14 protein-coding genes and 1 pseudogene are annotated in these 13,968 nt (G+C 71.2%); 9 read left to right on the top strand and 6 right to left on the bottom strand.

Translation table 11 applies throughout. The features are described 5' to 3' along the window. Positions 1-130: 130 nt before the first annotated feature. From M878_RS89160 to M878_RS000000101210, 3 genes are all read left to right on the top strand, one after another. Positions 131-1,441: a hypothetical protein gene (locus M878_RS89160; protein ID WP_158692848.1), complete on the top strand. Its 1,311-nt coding sequence runs from the start codon at positions 131-133 to the stop codon at positions 1,439-1,441. A 182-nt stretch (positions 1,442-1,623) separates the two neighbouring features. After that, complete coding sequence (locus M878_RS97960; protein WP_158692847.1) at positions 1,624-2,250, top strand: hypothetical protein; 627 nt, start codon at positions 1,624-1,626, stop codon at positions 2,248-2,250. 175 nt (positions 2,251-2,425) lie between these two features. Beyond that, a complete protein-coding gene (locus M878_RS000000101210; protein ID WP_280923675.1) occupies positions 2,426-2,548 on the top strand; it encodes a hypothetical protein in 123 nt (40 codons plus the stop codon). A 243-nt stretch (positions 2,549-2,791) separates the two neighbouring features. On the opposite strand, the gene M878_RS89150 is transcribed toward M878_RS000000101210, so the two are convergent. Beyond that, positions 2,792-3,697, bottom strand: coding sequence for a LysR family transcriptional regulator (locus tag M878_RS89150; protein ID WP_023553373.1), 906 nt, complete (start codon positions 3,695-3,697; stop codon positions 2,792-2,794). A gap of 146 nt (positions 3,698-3,843) precedes the next feature. Between M878_RS89150 and M878_RS89145 the strand changes: the two genes are divergently transcribed. The 3 genes and pseudogenes from M878_RS89145 (at position 3,844) to M878_RS89135 (ending at position 6,369) form a co-directional block, all read left to right on the top strand. Beyond that, positions 3,844-4,962, top strand: coding sequence for a PrpF domain-containing protein (locus tag M878_RS89145; RefSeq protein WP_023553372.1), 1,119 nt, complete (start codon positions 3,844-3,846; stop codon positions 4,960-4,962). Continuing rightward, positions 4,959-5,297: pseudogene (locus tag M878_RS89140) on the top strand (cation:dicarboxylate symporter family transporter); the annotation flags it as partial. The gene M878_RS89145 and the pseudogene M878_RS89140, both read left to right, overlap by 4 nt. Before the next feature lie 202 nt (positions 5,298-5,499). Then, positions 5,500-6,369: an alpha/beta fold hydrolase gene (locus M878_RS89135; protein WP_023553370.1), complete on the top strand. Its 870-nt coding sequence runs from the start codon at positions 5,500-5,502 to the stop codon at positions 6,367-6,369. 535 nt (positions 6,370-6,904) lie between these two features. Here the strand turns inward: M878_RS89135 and M878_RS89125 are convergent. Further along, on the bottom strand, positions 6,905-8,314 hold the full coding sequence (locus tag M878_RS89125) for a hypothetical protein (RefSeq protein WP_023553368.1): 1,410 nt from the start codon (positions 8,312-8,314) through the stop codon (positions 6,905-6,907). A gap of 273 nt (positions 8,315-8,587) precedes the next feature. On the opposite strand from M878_RS89125, the gene M878_RS89120 reads away from it, so the two are divergent. Further along, on the top strand, positions 8,588-9,496 hold the full coding sequence (locus M878_RS89120) for a PD40 domain-containing protein (protein ID WP_078630697.1): 909 nt from the start codon (positions 8,588-8,590) through the stop codon (positions 9,494-9,496). A 48-nt stretch (positions 9,497-9,544) separates the two neighbouring features. On the opposite strand, the gene M878_RS89115 is transcribed toward M878_RS89120, so the two are convergent. Continuing rightward, positions 9,545-10,060: a hypothetical protein gene (locus M878_RS89115; protein WP_023553366.1), complete on the bottom strand. Its 516-nt coding sequence runs from the start codon at positions 10,058-10,060 to the stop codon at positions 9,545-9,547. A gap of 180 nt (positions 10,061-10,240) precedes the next feature. On the opposite strand from M878_RS89115, the gene M878_RS89110 reads away from it, so the two are divergent. Beyond that, positions 10,241-11,290 (top strand): alpha/beta hydrolase, encoded by a 1,050-nt coding sequence (locus M878_RS89110; protein WP_023553365.1) that lies wholly within the window; start codon positions 10,241-10,243, stop codon positions 11,288-11,290. Positions 11,291-11,393: 103 nt separating this feature from the next. Here M878_RS89110 and M878_RS000000100750 read toward each other — a convergent pair whose 3' ends face one another. Together M878_RS000000100750 and M878_RS000000100745 are read right to left on the bottom strand one after the other, a co-directional pair. Continuing rightward, entirely contained in the window at positions 11,394-12,023 is a 630-nt protein-coding gene (locus M878_RS000000100750) for an FUSC family protein (protein ID WP_023553364.1), read from the bottom strand. Then, complete coding sequence (locus tag M878_RS000000100745; RefSeq protein WP_023553363.1) at positions 11,969-12,346, bottom strand: FUSC family protein; 378 nt, start codon at positions 12,344-12,346, stop codon at positions 11,969-11,971. The genes M878_RS000000100750 and M878_RS000000100745 overlap by 55 nt, the downstream gene beginning before the upstream one ends. Here M878_RS000000100745 and M878_RS000000100740 point away from each other — a divergent pair. Beyond that, the gene (locus tag M878_RS000000100740; protein WP_023553362.1) at positions 12,321-12,536 is read left to right on the top strand and encodes a hypothetical protein; all 216 of its coding nucleotides are present in this window, start codon (positions 12,321-12,323) and stop codon (positions 12,534-12,536) included. The two genes, M878_RS000000100745 and M878_RS000000100740, sit on opposite strands and share 26 nt — an antisense overlap. 1,018 nt (positions 12,537-13,554) lie before the next feature. Here the strand turns inward: M878_RS000000100740 and M878_RS89100 are convergent. Further along, the coding region (locus M878_RS89100) for a 5-oxoprolinase subunit C family protein (RefSeq protein WP_023553361.1) at positions 13,555-13,968 on the bottom strand (414 nt) is incomplete at its 5' end.

The raw sequence follows: 13,968 nt of genomic DNA, 5'->3' as shown, positions 1-13,968 counted from the left end.
CAGGCAGAGCAGGTCGGATCCCGAACTCAGCGAAGGTGACGAGGACGTTGAAGAACATAGTCGGGGCTCGCATGCTGCGCCCGCCATGCAACTCCCGACATCACGGGGTCGAGTTCAGTAGCGTGGCGGGATGAGAACACGTAGGGGGAGGCTCGCCGCCGTCGCGGGCCTGATAGCCGGCGTGGCCCTGGTGCTGGGCGGCTGCGGCAAGATCAGAGCAGGGAACACCGGTACGGGAGAGACGAGCGCGACAAAGCTCGGGTTCAAGAAGTACGCGGGCGCGGTGGGCTACCCGTCGGTGACCGGCCCGCACGACAAGGGGTACGTGGCGCCTGGCCGGGGCCTGCGCCAGCTGGTGCCGCTGGGCGACTGCGCTCTGGGAGAGGGGACGTTCGCCAACGGGTACCACTATGTGAACGTCAACTGGACTGGTTCCGACGGCTGTACGAAGCTCTCGATCACCCCGAAGCCGGGCGCCGACGACGAATCCGACGTGCCGTACTCCATGCGCAGCGGCTGGCCCGGTGGCGGCCTGCCGGGCGACGTGGTGGTGCCGTGGGACGACGGTTCGCTGATCGGTGTCGGCGCCACCGTGACCCGCCGGGCACCGAACGGCGGGGAATCCCGGCTCGCCGCGCTGCCGCTGACGTTCAACACCCACCCCGAGCAGGAGACCGCGGACGACGCCTCGGTGAACACCGCGGTGAAGGTCGACTCACGACTGCTGATCGGCGGCGGCCAGACCGTCGACCAGGTGGAGTCTCCGTACGTGTTCGCGTCCGACGACGCGGGCAAGACCGTGCGTCGCGTGCCGCTGCCGGCGATCGACGGCCGACAACCCTCCACGCCCGTGGGCGATTTCGGTGTCAACGGCAGGACGGTCGTCGCCTTCGGCGCGGCTGCGACCAACGCCTACGACTTCCACTCCACGGGCACGATCCCGTTCTGGCGCAGCGCGGACGGCGGCGTGCACTGGACGTCCGGCGACTTCACCGGGATGCCACCGGGCACACAGGTGCACAGCGTCCTGTACACGTCGGGCCACTGGTTCGCCGTGGGTGGCTACGCGAAGGTCGGCGCCTTCTACGACTCCCTCCCGCTGGTTCTGACCAGCCAGGACGGCACCCACTGGGCGCGGACGGACAGTTCGGCCATGGGCACCGGCACGATCACTGCCGCGACCGTCGACTCTGCGGGTCACCCGGTCCTGGTCGGCTCGGCCCCGAGGCCCAAGTCCACGCCGAACACCCGCACAGTGCTGTGCGGTTCGGTCTGGGTCGGCGACGGGACGACCACGGGCTGGCAACGCGGCGGCCTCGGCTGCAGCGAGGACCCCCCGAGCGCGGTGGCCACCCTCGCGGACGGGCGCGTGCTGATCGCGGGCAACCGAGACCTCTGGCTCTCTCGAAGCCCGCGGCCGGGGCGCGGTCACGAGTCTTGATCTCTTTCCGCGACGGGTGGGCCGTCACAGGATCCACGAGATCGGCGTATGTGCGACCTGCAGGTTTCCAGCAGCGAGGGGATAGGCGATGGGTACGCATCGGCTACAGGAACGGTGACGGCGTCGTAAGTGACTCGCCTGGCTTCCTACCGGGTCCACATGCCCCCGCGGATCCCCTCCACATGCGTCAGATGGACAGCGGACACCAGCACAGGGTACGCACGCGTATCGCACTGTTCATCATCCCAGAACTCGAGGACAAGCCGATGCGTGCAACGCAGCTCATACCCGGAGTGGCCGTCGTGCTACTCGCAGCCGCTCTCACGACCGGCTGCTCTGATGGACACAGCACTAAGGCCGGGCCCGGGCCCGTGGATTCCTCCGTCACGGCGACGCCGACGCCCGGGATCACTGCGGCAAAACGGGTCGGGAGTTTGCCAACACCGAGCACCGCCACGTCGACTGGCTACCCGACCACCCTGGCCGCTCCGGGCGCGGCCGTGCCGCAGGTACGAGATGCCTTCGCAGTACTGCAAGCAACGTACAACGACAGCTGCGGGACGCCCGGAAACTGCCAGTACTTCCTCAACCGTCTCTTGACCAACCTCGACGACCTTGGCAACTCGATGAAGGTCAGCCCGAAGGGCACTTCCCACTTCAGGCAGCCGCTCGCCTGGATCGGGCAGATGCAGAACGCGCTGGGCGGCGACTTCACGTTCGATAACCTCCACAAGCACCAGAGCCTGCTGGTCACGACCCGCGACAAGATCAACACTTGGATGCAGTCGTACCCGGACGACTACCGCTAAGCGGTTGCGGCGAAGTCGAGTACTGAGGATCTACCATCTTGAATGCGCTGGTCACGGGGCTGGCGTGGGTGGTGGGTTGTGTACTCGCGCTGATCGGGGGCGATTGTCTGACGTCAAGATCGTCTGTCAGCGCACGATCTCGATGTTGGTCAGTGCGAGCAGGGAGCGTGGTGGCGTGACGGACGTGCAGGCGGAGCTTGGTGAGGATGCGCCAGTTCTTCAGGTGGGCCACCCCAAGATCGCCGTCAAGTACGTGCACGCCGCGCACCCGGACATGGCGCTGCCCCGGATCCGCTGACCGGGTGCACCGCCCCCACCTCGCAGTGGAAGACATCGACCATGCCCTCGGCCTGGTCACTTCCGGAGCCGACGCTCGCCACGCTCACCTCGGATCCCGTGCTTCCGGATCACGCCGCCGAACCCAACGTATGGCCAGGGTTTGCTTGCCGCCGCCCGTTGCTCAGGTCTAACACCGAAGTGCGGGGCCTGGATTGGCGGCGGTGAGTGCGACGGTTCCATGGCCGGTGGGCGTGGTTCGGTGTCAGAGGGTTCGGGCCGCGGCGGTGTCGTGGAGGAGTCCGGCGAAGGTCAGGGCGGCGGGGGTGAGAGGGTGGTCGGCCATGCGAACCAGGAGGATGCGGCGGACGGGGGCCGGCGGCTGGAGGGGCAGGACGTTGACGCCGGGTCGGATGCCCTCCAGAGCCAGGGTGGGGGCGAGAGCGACGCCGATGCCGGCGGCGACCATGGCCTGGGCTTCCTGGTAGTCGTGGGCCTCGTAGGCGATGTGGGGCTCGAAGCCGACGGCGCGGCAACCGCGGACGAGGGCTTCGGCCACCGGGTGATGGTCGGCGCGGGTGATCCAGGAATCGTGTGCGAAGTCGGCGAGTGAGGCGGCGTCACGGTCGGCGAGTGGATGGTGGTCGCTGACGAGAAGGGCCGGCGGGTCGTCGAGGAGTGGGGTGACGACGATGTCCTCCCGGTCGATTCGGCTCCAGTCGTAGTCCCACATCAGCGACATCTCGATCTCCCGGTTCTCCAGCATGGTCCAGAGTCCGGCGATGCGGGCGCTGCGGACGGTCAGCCGTACGTCGGGGTGGGCGTCGCGGAAGGCGATCACGGCCTGCGGGAGGAGCGAGGCGCCGACGGTGGGGAAGGTGCCGATGCGCAGTGTACCCGCGCGCAGGCCGGCGTAGTCGGCGAGTTCGTTTTCCGCGGCCTGCAGTTCGCGTTCGATCCGTTGCCCTCGTTCGGCCAGCGCCCGTCCGGCGCCGGTGAGGGTGACGCCCCGGGCGTGGCGTTCCAGCAGGGGCTGGCCTGCCTCCGTTTCCAGGCGGCTGATCTGCTGCGATACCGCTGACGGGGTGTAGTTGAGGGCGCGGGCTGTCGCGGTCACCGAGCCGCGCCGGGCGACCTCCGTGAACAGCAGGATGCGCCGGACGTCGAGCATACCGTCACCTCCAGCGTTCACTTCAGCTTAATAGCTATCCAGTTTTCCGAGATTGTACTTCACACTGCCGTAACTCACCGTGGAGGACACCACGCACGGCGAGACCGTCGGTGGGCTTCCCCTTCCCTGGCTGTGAGGAGTCGGTTGTGCTGCGTCTGCAGGGCGAGATGATCCGCGGAGGAACCAGCAAGTGCTGGATCTTCGACCACCGCGACGTGGCCGCCACGGGCGTGGAGGTCGATGCCCTCCTGCTCGCCGCCTTCAACGCCGCCGACCCCCGTCAGATCGACGGCGTGGGCGGCGCCTCCTCCACCACCTCCAAGGCCGCCGTCGTACAGGCGTCGACCCAGGCCGGCGTGGATGTCGAGTACGCCTTCGCGCAGGTCGGTATCGGCGACGAGCGCGTGGAGTGGGCCAGCAACTGCGGCAACTGCGCCACCGCCGTGGCCCTGTACGCCGTCCACCACGATCTCGTGCCGATCGTGTCGGACACCACCACCGTCCGCATGCTCAACGTCAACACCGGGGCCCGTCTCACCGGCACGATCCCCACCCCCGCGGGCGTGGCCCCGGAGGAAGGCACGGCCGTGGTGCCGGGTACCTCGGCGCCGGGCGTGCCGGTCCTGCTCGGGTTTCAGGACCCGGCGGGCTCGACGACCGGCCGCGCTCTGCCGACCGGCCGGGCACTGGACGAGCTGACCGGCCCGGACGGCCTTGTCGAGGCATCCCTGGTGGACGCCGGCGCTCCGGCCGCGCTGTTCGAGGCCAAGGCGTTCGGCCTCGACGGCACGGAATCCCTCACCGCGTTCGCCACCGCAGTGCCCGCGCTGACGCTGCTGCGCCGCCAGGCAGCGCCGGCCATGGGCCTGGCCCGCGAGGGCGGTCCGGTCAGCCACGCGGTGCCGAAGGCGGGCATCGTCGCCCGACCCGCGCTCTATCGCACCACACAGGGCATGCTCGTCAACCAGGACGAGTACGACCTGGCCGTGCGCATGGTCTCCATGCACGCCCCGCACCCGGCGATCGGCCTGACCTCCGCCGTGGCCCTGGCCACGGCCGCCGCCACCCCTGGCACCCTCGCCCACCGCGTCGCCCGGCAGACCGCCGACGGCACGCTGCGCCTGGGCACCCCCGCCGGCGTCGTCGCCACCCGAGCCGTCCCCGCACTGGACGGCGCGTCCCCCACGGTGCTGCTGCACCGCGCCGCCCGGCGTATCGCCCGAGCCGAACTCCTCGTTCCCGTCCTGGAAGGACGCCCCGCATGAGCCGCAACGACGCCGCCCCGGGTACCGTCACCGCACCATCGTGCCGCATCCACCGGATGCTGTCCCACCTGTACCTCCAGTGCCTGATCGCCGTCCTCCTCGGCGCCGCCGTGGGCGGGCTGTGGCCGTCCGCCGACGCTGATCTGAAGCCGCTCGGCGACGGCTTCATCGCGCTGGTGAAGATGTTCATCGCGCCGATCATCTTCTGCACGGTCGTCCACGGCATCGCCTCCATGGGCAACGCCCGTGCGGTCGGCCGGGTGAGCCTGAAGGCTCTGGTCTACTTCGAGGTGCTGACCACCGTGGCCATGGTGATCGACCTGGCAGCTGCGCACGCGGGGGGCGGCGTCGCCGCCGCCGCCGGAGGCGCACGGAAAGGTACTGGCCCTCACGCGCCTCCGACAGGGAAGCCGTCGCCGACCTCCCCTCGCCCACCTTCCCACATCAAGGCTAACCAGTAATACCTTCTTGACAGGTTAGATCGAGCATGCTCGACTGGATTCATAACCATTAAATGTCGATAGAGGGGTTAGAGGCGTGATCTCTGCAGTCCACCACCGCACCGCCACCGTCGGGGGCCTCGAGGTCTTCTACCGGGAGGCCGGTGACCGTACGGCACCCACCGTGCTGCTCCTGCACGGCTTCCCGACCAGCTCGCACATGTTCCGCGACCTGATCCCGGCGCTCGCCGACAGATACCACGTGATCGCCCCGGACCACATCGGGTTCGGGCAGTCAGCCATGCCGGCCGCGCAGGACTTTCCGTACACCTTCGACGCCCTCGCCGAGGTCACCTCCGGCCTGCTCCGGCATCTGGGCGTCGAACGGTTCGCGATGTACGTCCAGGACTACGGCGCCCCCATCGGCTGGCGGCTCGCCCTGCAGTCCCCGGACAGCGTCACCGCGATCATCACCCAGAACGGCAACGCCTACGAAGAGGGCTTCGTCAAGCCGTTCTGGGAGGGCGTCTTCGCCTACGGCAAGGCCCCGGGACCGGACACCGAGGCTCCCATGCGCGGTGCCCTGACCGCCGAGATGACCCGGTGGCAGTACGTGACCGGAGTCGCCGACCCCAGCCTGGTCAGCCCCGACAACTGGGTCCACGACCAGGCGCTGCTGGACCGCCCCGGAAACGACGAGATCCAGCTCAAGCTCTTCCGCGACTACCTCACCAACGTGGACCTCTACCCGCGGGTGCACCAGTACTTCCGCGACTCCCGGGTCCCGCTGCTGGCGGTCTGGGGAGCGAACGACGAGATCTTCAGGCCCGAAGGCGCCAAGGCCTTCAGCCAGGACCTGCCCGACGCGGAAATCCATCTGCTCGACTCCGGGCACTTCGCCCTGGAGAGCCACCTGGAGGCCATCACCGGGCACATCCGCGACTTCCTCGCCCGCGTCCTCGCCTGACGCCCCACCCCCGTACCCGGAAGTACCCGTCATGGGACTGTCCTGGCAGCAAGGCCCCCTCTCCGCGGGCGCCATCGGACCCTTCCTCACTCCTCACCCGCTGCACGAGCCGAGCCGCTACCCGGTCGCCCACTTCCCCGCGCGGACATCGACGCGCAGGCCTGGTCGCAGGCGACAAGGTCACCCGGCACCGGGATCTCGGCGAAACGGCCTGGTACGCGGTGCGGGCCGGCGACCCCACCGCCGAACGCACCGCCTGGGAGTTCACCGCACTCCCCCATCACACCACCCACTTCCAGGGCCGTATCGCCTTCGGGGAGCGATGAACGGTTCAGGCTCGGGCCACGGCACGACGAGGTGCGGCAGGCGATCGGGAGTGAGCTGGATCGGTTGGGCGGGATGGCCTGACGGGCGGGCGGGCGCCGGTTGCCCGGCGGATCGCCGATGCCGAGCAAGCGGTGCTGTTCGGCATCGGCGTGCGGCCGTGGCTCACCTCAGTTCAGCCTGAGAGCCTCTCAGTTCGCCTGAGAACCGCTCAATTCAGCGTGAGAGCCGCCGAGTCGTCGCCGCCGTTCGGATCGAACGCGGGCCGCTGGGAGTGGGCCGGATCGGGGCCCCAGACCAGTTGGACGCTGCCCTTGGCATGCGCGGCCGGTTGGTCGACCCGCAGGGTCAGGGAGAACTTGGTGACCTGTCCCTTGGGCAGTTCGATGCCTGGCGGAAAGCAGATGTACGGCCCGTGGGCCTCGGCCGTCGGGTTGTGCAACTGCCAGGGTGAGCAGTTGGCCGAGTGGCCGACGGCGGTGGTGCCGGTCGGCAGCGTCACCCAGACCGTGGGCACACCGTCACCGCCACTGCGGTCGAACAGGGTTGCCGGGCCGTTGGCGGACAGACGGAAGGCGAAGGTCGCGTTCTTGCCCACGCCCGCTTGCGCACTCGCGCCGGTGACGCCGAAGTCGGCCGTGTTGCGGGCCTGCAGGGATGCGATCCGGTAGTCGGTGACGTTACCCATCTGCGGCAGGGACACCGAGCCGGCCGGGGCCGAGGACTTACGGCCCGCCTTGAGCACCTTCAGCGCGAGCGTGGACCCCTTGCCCCAGGTCCACTTGACTCCCTGGCCCAGCCCGCTCGGGCCACCGAGCGGGCTGGTCATCGCGTCGAGGTACGTGAACAGCGCGGCGGAGTTCACGCGCAGACGCACCGGTGCGGCCAGGGCGGCCGTCTCGCCGAGGTTGATCCCACCCTTGGGATAGCACTCCGCGTAGTGGGCCGTGCCGATGTTCCCGTACTTGCAGTTGGAGTAGTGGTCGGCGAAGTCCAGGCCCGGCGAGAGGGCCAGGACGGTCTGGACGCCCTTGGCCGGCCGGTTTCCCACGTTGGTGAACCGGACCGGTTCGCTCACGGTGCTGCCGACCTTCAGGCCGGTGTGGTCGGTGAGCGCGTCGAGGCCGAAGGAGGGGCCTCCCACCTCGACCTCGCCGGTGCCGCCCACGACCTGCGCGTGCGCGGACCGTCCGGTGACCTTGTACATCCCCGTGGCACCGAGCGCGGCACCCTTGAGCGGGGTCAGGGTCAGCCGGGTCTCGGAGCCCATGTGCGTGGTGGTGGGAGAGGAGTCTGACTCGAAATCCTCCGAGCACGTGGCCACCAGGCCCTTGGCCGTGCAGTTGTCCGAGAACGTCACCTTGGCGATCTTCGACAGCCCCCGGGCGTCCACGGTCAGCGTGGTGTCGTACGCCTTGAGGTTCTTCGTCCTGGTCTGGAACTCGAAGGACACGTCCGCGGTGGCGGGCGCGGCCGGCAGGGCGACCGGAGCCGGGGCGTCCAGCGTGATCACCGGCTGGACGGTCGCGGCGCCGGCCGGGGCAGCGCCCAGCAGCGCCGCGGTCAGCCCGGTGGCGGTCAGGAAGACCGCGGCCGGACCGGCGAGGGATCTTCGTCTCATCAACGTCCTCTGGTCTGAAGGAGCTTCACGGGATCGTCACAACGATCAGGGGGACCTTAGCCCCCACGTGCTTCGCTCCGATCACCGGGCGGCGGATGCCAGGCCCGGCCCGTGTGCCGAGCCGTCTTACCCTCCCCGCCAGGTGTGTTACGCCCCTGTGACACCGAACGGACGATTCAAAGATCGGCATCTGTCAGTCTCGGAGCAGGCGCCGGTGTACCGCGCCGTCCGACCTTTCCATGTTCCTGATCCATGTTCCTGGGGGAATACTTCATGACGACCCGTACCCGCACCATCGCGGCCGCCATCGCCGTGGCCGCAGCCGTCACCGGCACCGCGCTCCTGGGCGCCTCCGGCGCCGCCTCTGCCGCCACCGGCGCCGCGCACGGCACCCTGACCGTCAGCAACGGCACCAGGGACGTGCTCATCGGCGGCCACAAGGTTGACTTCGGAGTGCCGGTCCGCGACCTCGCCTGGTCCCCGAACGGCGCCAAGGCCGCCTTCATCGACGGGTCCGGGAACCTGGACATCGCCAACCCCGACGGCAGCGGGCGTGTGGTCGTCGCCAAGAACCCCGGAAACCAGAACTGGTCCCACCCCACCTGGCAGGTGACGGCGAAGGACACCCAGAACAGCATCCCCGCCAAGGACAACCTCATCTTCGCGGCCCGGGACAACGGTGTCTCCCGGCTGAAGTACGTCTCCGCCAAGGCGGTCCACGGCACGCCCAGGACGCTGTCCCTGTTCGGCGACCCCGGTCCGGGCGGGGCGATCCCGCAGACCGGCAACGTGTGGCCCAACGCGGCCGGACAGTACGGCACTTCGGTCTACGCCAACGTCGACACGGGCGCCGTCTACATCCGTGACGACTACACGCGCCAGCAGGGCGGCAAGCTCACCAAGGGCTCCCAGCCGGCCCTCTCCCCGAACGAGGAGGAAGTCGTCTTCGTGCGCTCGGTCGCCGGCCATGACCACGTGCTGGTCGAGGACTTGATGCACGGCAACCACATCAAGGACCTCACCCCGCACGCCACCACCGACTACACCGAGCCGGCCTGGTCCCCCGACGGCAAGACCCTCGCGGTGCGCACCCCGTCCGGCACGGTGACCCTGCCGTCCGACGGCACCGGCCACCCGGCCAAGGTCACCTCGACGGTCGGGCTGGCGGCGTACCGCCCCTGACGTCGTACGACGGGACGGGCCGGGCGCGTCCGGGGCGCGGAGTGCGGGTCACTTCGCGGTCCGGGCGAGCTCGGCCCGCAGTGCGTCCAGGTGCGCGTCGGCCGTGTCGTGCGGCAGGAACTCGACGACGTCGAGGAACCGGAAGAGCACCCGGCTGTCGGTGACGGCGTACTCGAACTCGGCGAATCCCACCACGGCGCCCATGGCGCCCCGGACGGCGCCACGCACCACATGAGCGGTCAGGTCGTCCGGCTCCGTCGCCGACATGCCGCGCCGGGCGTTGGGCCGGGCCAGATACGGGCACACCATCGAGGCGTACAGCATGCAGGCCCGGTGCCCGGGGCCTTCGAGGGTCGGAGCGAGATTGCGGTAGGGCCGGCCGGCGGCCAGCGCCTCCCCGATCGCCGCGCTCTCCCCCGCCCCCACCACACGCCATACCGGACCCTGCGGCATGCCCTGGTTGCACACCGAGCACAGACGCTTGCGCGCACACGCGGCGCTGCGTTCGTAGTCGGTCAGGGCGAACTGGGGCTCCTCCCCTTCCCAGGGCGTGATCGCCGGCACGGGATATCCACGAGCGTCGCGGGGCCGTGCCTCGACCCCCGCCGGCATGGGAACACTCTCGAATCGCACAGGCCATGCCTACCAGGCCAGGCGGCTTCCGGCCAAGGCCGCCAGGGCGGCCACCGTCGCCCGGGCGGCCGGCAGGATCAGTGCATGACGGCAGGTGATTGACTGTGCCGCATGGACCTCGCCGCTGACACGCCCTCCGAGACCGGCCCCGTCGCGACGGCTTGGGGCGCGCCGCCGTTCGACCCCGAACTGGCCGCTGTGCTGGCGGAGTTGGGGGACGGGGGCAGGGAGCCGTTCACCCCGGAGAACCTCGCCGACCGGCAGGCGCGGGACACGGCCGTCCGGCCCCGGCCGACGGTGCGGGATCTTGAGGCCGACGGCCGCTTCGCGGTGGCGGAGCTGCGGGTGCCGGGGCCGCCGGGCGGGCCGGACGTCACGCTCGTGAGCGCGCGTCCCGCCGGGATCGCGGGGCCGCTGCCCCTGTTGTTCTATCTGCACGGCGGCGGAATGATCACGGGCAATGCGTGGTCGGTCCTTCCGCGGCTGCTGCGGGAGTGGGCCGGCAGTCTGGAGTTGGCCGTGGTCTCCGTCGAGTACCGGCTGGCGCCCCAGGCTCGGTATCCCGCGGCGGTGGAGGACTGTTACGCCGGGCTCGTCTGGGTGGCCGCGCACGCGGCCGAGCTGGCCGTCGACGGCGACCGGATCGTCGTAGGGGGAAAGAGCGCCGGTGGTGGACTCGCCGCGGCGCTCGCCCTGCTCGCGCGTGACCGGGGCGGGCCCACTCCGGTCGGGCAACTGCTGCTGTGCCCGATGCTCGACGACCGCAACGACACGGTCTCCAGCCACCAGCTGGCCGGTGTCGACACCTGGGACCGAACGTCCAACGCCACCGCGTGGCAGGCGCTGCTGGGCGACCGGTACGGCGCGGCGGACCTGCCGCCCTACGCGGCTCCCGCCCGCGCCACGGATCTGTCCCGGCTGCCGCCGGCCTACCTGGAGGTCGGTTCGGCCGAGACCTTGCGGGACGAGGGCGTGGCCTACGCCCAGGCGATCTGGCAGGCCGGAGGCCAGGCCGAACTGCACGTCTGGCCCGGTGCCTTCCACGGCTTCGACACCGTCGCCCCACGGGCGGCGCTCAGCCGGGACGCTCGCGAGGCCCGTACCCGCTGGCTCCGGCGCGTCCTGACCCCCTCCGATGCGCGCCGCGGCTCTGCCTGTTGACGCCTGTCGTCGGCACACCCGCGTCTCACCGCGCCGCGCGGCCTTGCCCGGGCCCGGTGCCGCCGCGTGCGATCCGTGTCAGGTCGGTCATCAGCGACTCCAGTCATGACACGGTCGCGTAGTACAGGCGCGGAGCGCCCGGCGGTTCGGTGACGGAGCCTTCGAGGGCAGGATCGATCAGTCGAATCCGCCCTGTCGGGGTGTCCGCTCCGGGTTCCAGCGCGGCCGAGACCAGCAGCACCCGCCCGGCCACCCGCTCGCCCAGCCCGCTGACCGACTCGGCGGCCGCGGGCCCCAGTGCCGCGAGCGGCGGCGTCAGCAGCCGGTCGGAACCCCACAGGGTGTGGTGCCCGGCCATCAGGGTGGCCTGCCAGTCCACGGTGTGGACGACGGCCCCGCGCGCCGCTCCGCCGAAGGGCGTCGGTTCGCTCTGGAACTGCGCGTACGCGGATTCGGCGAGGACGATAGCGCGCTGCAGGGACCAGTGACCGGACTGCCCCGACGCCGCGACGACCGCGCCCCCGCCGGCCACCGAGGCGCCGGTCGCCACCACGATCTCGGCCGCCCCGCGCAGGAGTTCCGCCGCCGCGCAGCGCAGCTCGTCATGGGCTCCGCGCGGGCAGGCCAGCAGCCCGAACACGGCGCCGATCACGCTGCCGGCCAGCACGTCCAGCACCCTTACCCCGGCCAGCCGCCAGGTCGGCACGGACAGCTGGGCGAAGACCAGGGCCATGAGCACGGTGAACAGGCCTGCGCCCAGCCGACGCCCTTGACCGGCCCCACCGTGAAGGCGAACAGCATCCACACCGGCAGCACGACGGCGTAGACGGCGGTGTGGGGCCCGGCCAGGCTCAGGGCCCCGGCGGTGACGAGGGCCCCGGCCAGGGTGCCCGCGAGTGCCGGCCGGATGGTGTGCCAGGTCTCGTCCATGGTGGTCCGGGTGAGGGTGAGTGCCGCCGGCGTGGCCCAGAAACCGTGGGGGAGCGTGTCCGCGCCTGCCACGAGCCGGGCGGCGGTCAGGGCCAGGGCGATGCGGGCCGCGTTCTGGACGAACACCGAGCGGCGCCCGGCATGGCCGCGCAGCCGGTGCCACCACAGCAGCGGCGCCCAGGTCCTGGCGTACCAGAAGCGGCTCTGCGCGGACCTCCAGCGCGGCGTGCCGGCCGCGTACCGCCAGATCGGCCGCCGCGGCCATGGCGGGTACGGCGTCGGCGATCTCCAGCACGGCGGGGTGCCGGCGCAGTAGGGCGGCCGGGACTTCCGGTGCGCGGGCGGTTCCCGGGGCGGGATTCCCGGCGGGGCTCAGGGACACGGCCGACGGCCGGGCACGTGCCTCGGCGAGGTCCTCATATGCTGCCGCCGGCGACGGCCCGGCACCCAGGCAGGCCGCGGTCGCCGTGGCCAGCCGTGCCACGGCCCGTGGTACGGCCGTGACCGCGGGGCCCGGGTGGCCGTCCGGCGGAGCGGGTGGTCGGGCCAGGCGGCTGAGGAGGGTGCGCGTGGCGAGACCGGTGTGGGCGAGGGCCCGGTCGCGCACTCCGGGTCCGGCCGGGCGTTCCGCCTCCGGGACCAACAGGGGCCGAAGCGCCGGGCTTGGGTCCCTGGCTGCCCGGATGTCCGGGCCGGCCAGCGCGTACGGCGGTGTGGCGAGGAGGGTCGCGCAGTGTGCGGCACCGCGCGCGGCGTGGACGGCCCGTTGCCGGTACGACGGCGGGCTGGGCTCTTGAAAGATCAGTGCATCGGCGGCGATGAAGAGGGCCAGTCCGGTGGTCGTACCGACGAGGCGCTCGCCGAGCGTGCCGGGAGCCTGAGGCGGGAACGACGGGACAATGCAGAGGAGTTGCAGACCCGGCCCGCCCCTGCCGGGCGCGGGGGCCCACGGCGGCGAAGGCCGGCGCGAAGCCGACCGCCAGCATGCCGATGACGGCGCTCCAGGTCCGCACCGACAGACAGGTGCCGAGGACGACCAGCAGCCAGCACACCGGCAGCAGACGCAGCACGGTCGCGGCGCGCTGCCGTCCGGTGCCGGGGATCTTGGCGAGCCTGCCGACCGCCACGGCGCGAACAGCGCGTAGGTGGCCGGCAGGGGGCGGTCGAGGCCGTAGCGGAAGAGGGAGAAACCGGCCGCGGCGACCAGCGTGACGCGCACCGCCCGTCGACCCGAGACGGCGTAGTCCGCCGGAATCCGGCGGACCTGGACATGACCCATCCCTCCTGAATCGCCCACCGCCGAAGGTCCGGCACGCCGCCGCCGGGATGAGCCATCACCCCAGGGTGAAGCGGATCGGCGTGCCCGCCGCTGCCTGGGCCGCCGCGGCAGGCGCGGTCTCGGCGACGACGCCGATCACCGGGTAGCCACCGGTGGTCGGGTGGTCGTGCAGGAACACCACCGGACGCCCGTCCGGGGGCACCTGGACGGCACCGAGCACCATGCCCTCGCTCGGCAGCTCGCCCGCCGACACGCGTTCCAGCGGCGGCCCTTCGGTGCGCAGGCCGATGCGGTTGCTGTGCTGCGACACGCGGTAGGTCGCCGAGGTGAGGGTGCGCAGCGCGGTGGGGGTGAACCAGTCGGTGCGGGGGCCGAGGCGCAGCGGCAGGGTCAGTTCGGTGGGCGGCGCCGGCCAGGGAGCGGCGTCCGGCAGCGCCGGCTGGTGGGCCGGAGCGCCCAGGGGGAGGAC

This window comes from Streptomyces roseochromogenus subsp. oscitans DS 12.976, from assembly GCF_000497445.1.
In the GTDB taxonomy this organism is placed as follows: Bacteria; Actinomycetota; Actinomycetes; order Streptomycetales; family Streptomycetaceae; genus Streptomyces; species Streptomyces oscitans.
The sequence above is the reverse complement of the archived record's forward strand: the minus strand, read 5'-3'. Positions and strand labels throughout refer to the sequence as shown.

Excerpts from the sequence above, each read along its gene's own strand:
- M878_RS97960 (WP_158692847.1), top strand. The coding sequence starts at position 1,624 with ATGCGTCAGATGGACAGCGGACACCAGCACAGGGTACGCACGCGTATC.
- M878_RS000000100740 (WP_023553362.1), top strand. The coding sequence starts at position 12,321 with ATGCGGGCCGCGTTCTGGACGAACACCGAGCGGCGCCCGGCATGGCCG.
- M878_RS89150 (WP_023553373.1), bottom strand. The coding sequence starts at position 3,697 with ATGCTCGACGTCCGGCGCATCCTGCTGTTCACGGAGGTCGCCCGGCGC.
- M878_RS89120 (WP_078630697.1), top strand. The coding sequence starts at position 8,588 with ATGACGACCCGTACCCGCACCATCGCGGCCGCCATCGCCGTGGCCGCA.
- M878_RS89160 (WP_158692848.1), top strand. The coding sequence starts at position 131 with ATGAGAACACGTAGGGGGAGGCTCGCCGCCGTCGCGGGCCTGATAGCC.
- M878_RS89110 (WP_023553365.1), top strand. The coding sequence starts at position 10,241 with ATGGACCTCGCCGCTGACACGCCCTCCGAGACCGGCCCCGTCGCGACG.
- M878_RS000000100750 (WP_023553364.1), bottom strand. The coding sequence starts at position 12,023 with ATGGCCCTGGTCTTCGCCCAGCTGTCCGTGCCGACCTGGCGGCTGGCC.
- M878_RS89125 (WP_023553368.1), bottom strand. The coding sequence starts at position 8,314 with ATGAGACGAAGATCCCTCGCCGGTCCGGCCGCGGTCTTCCTGACCGCC.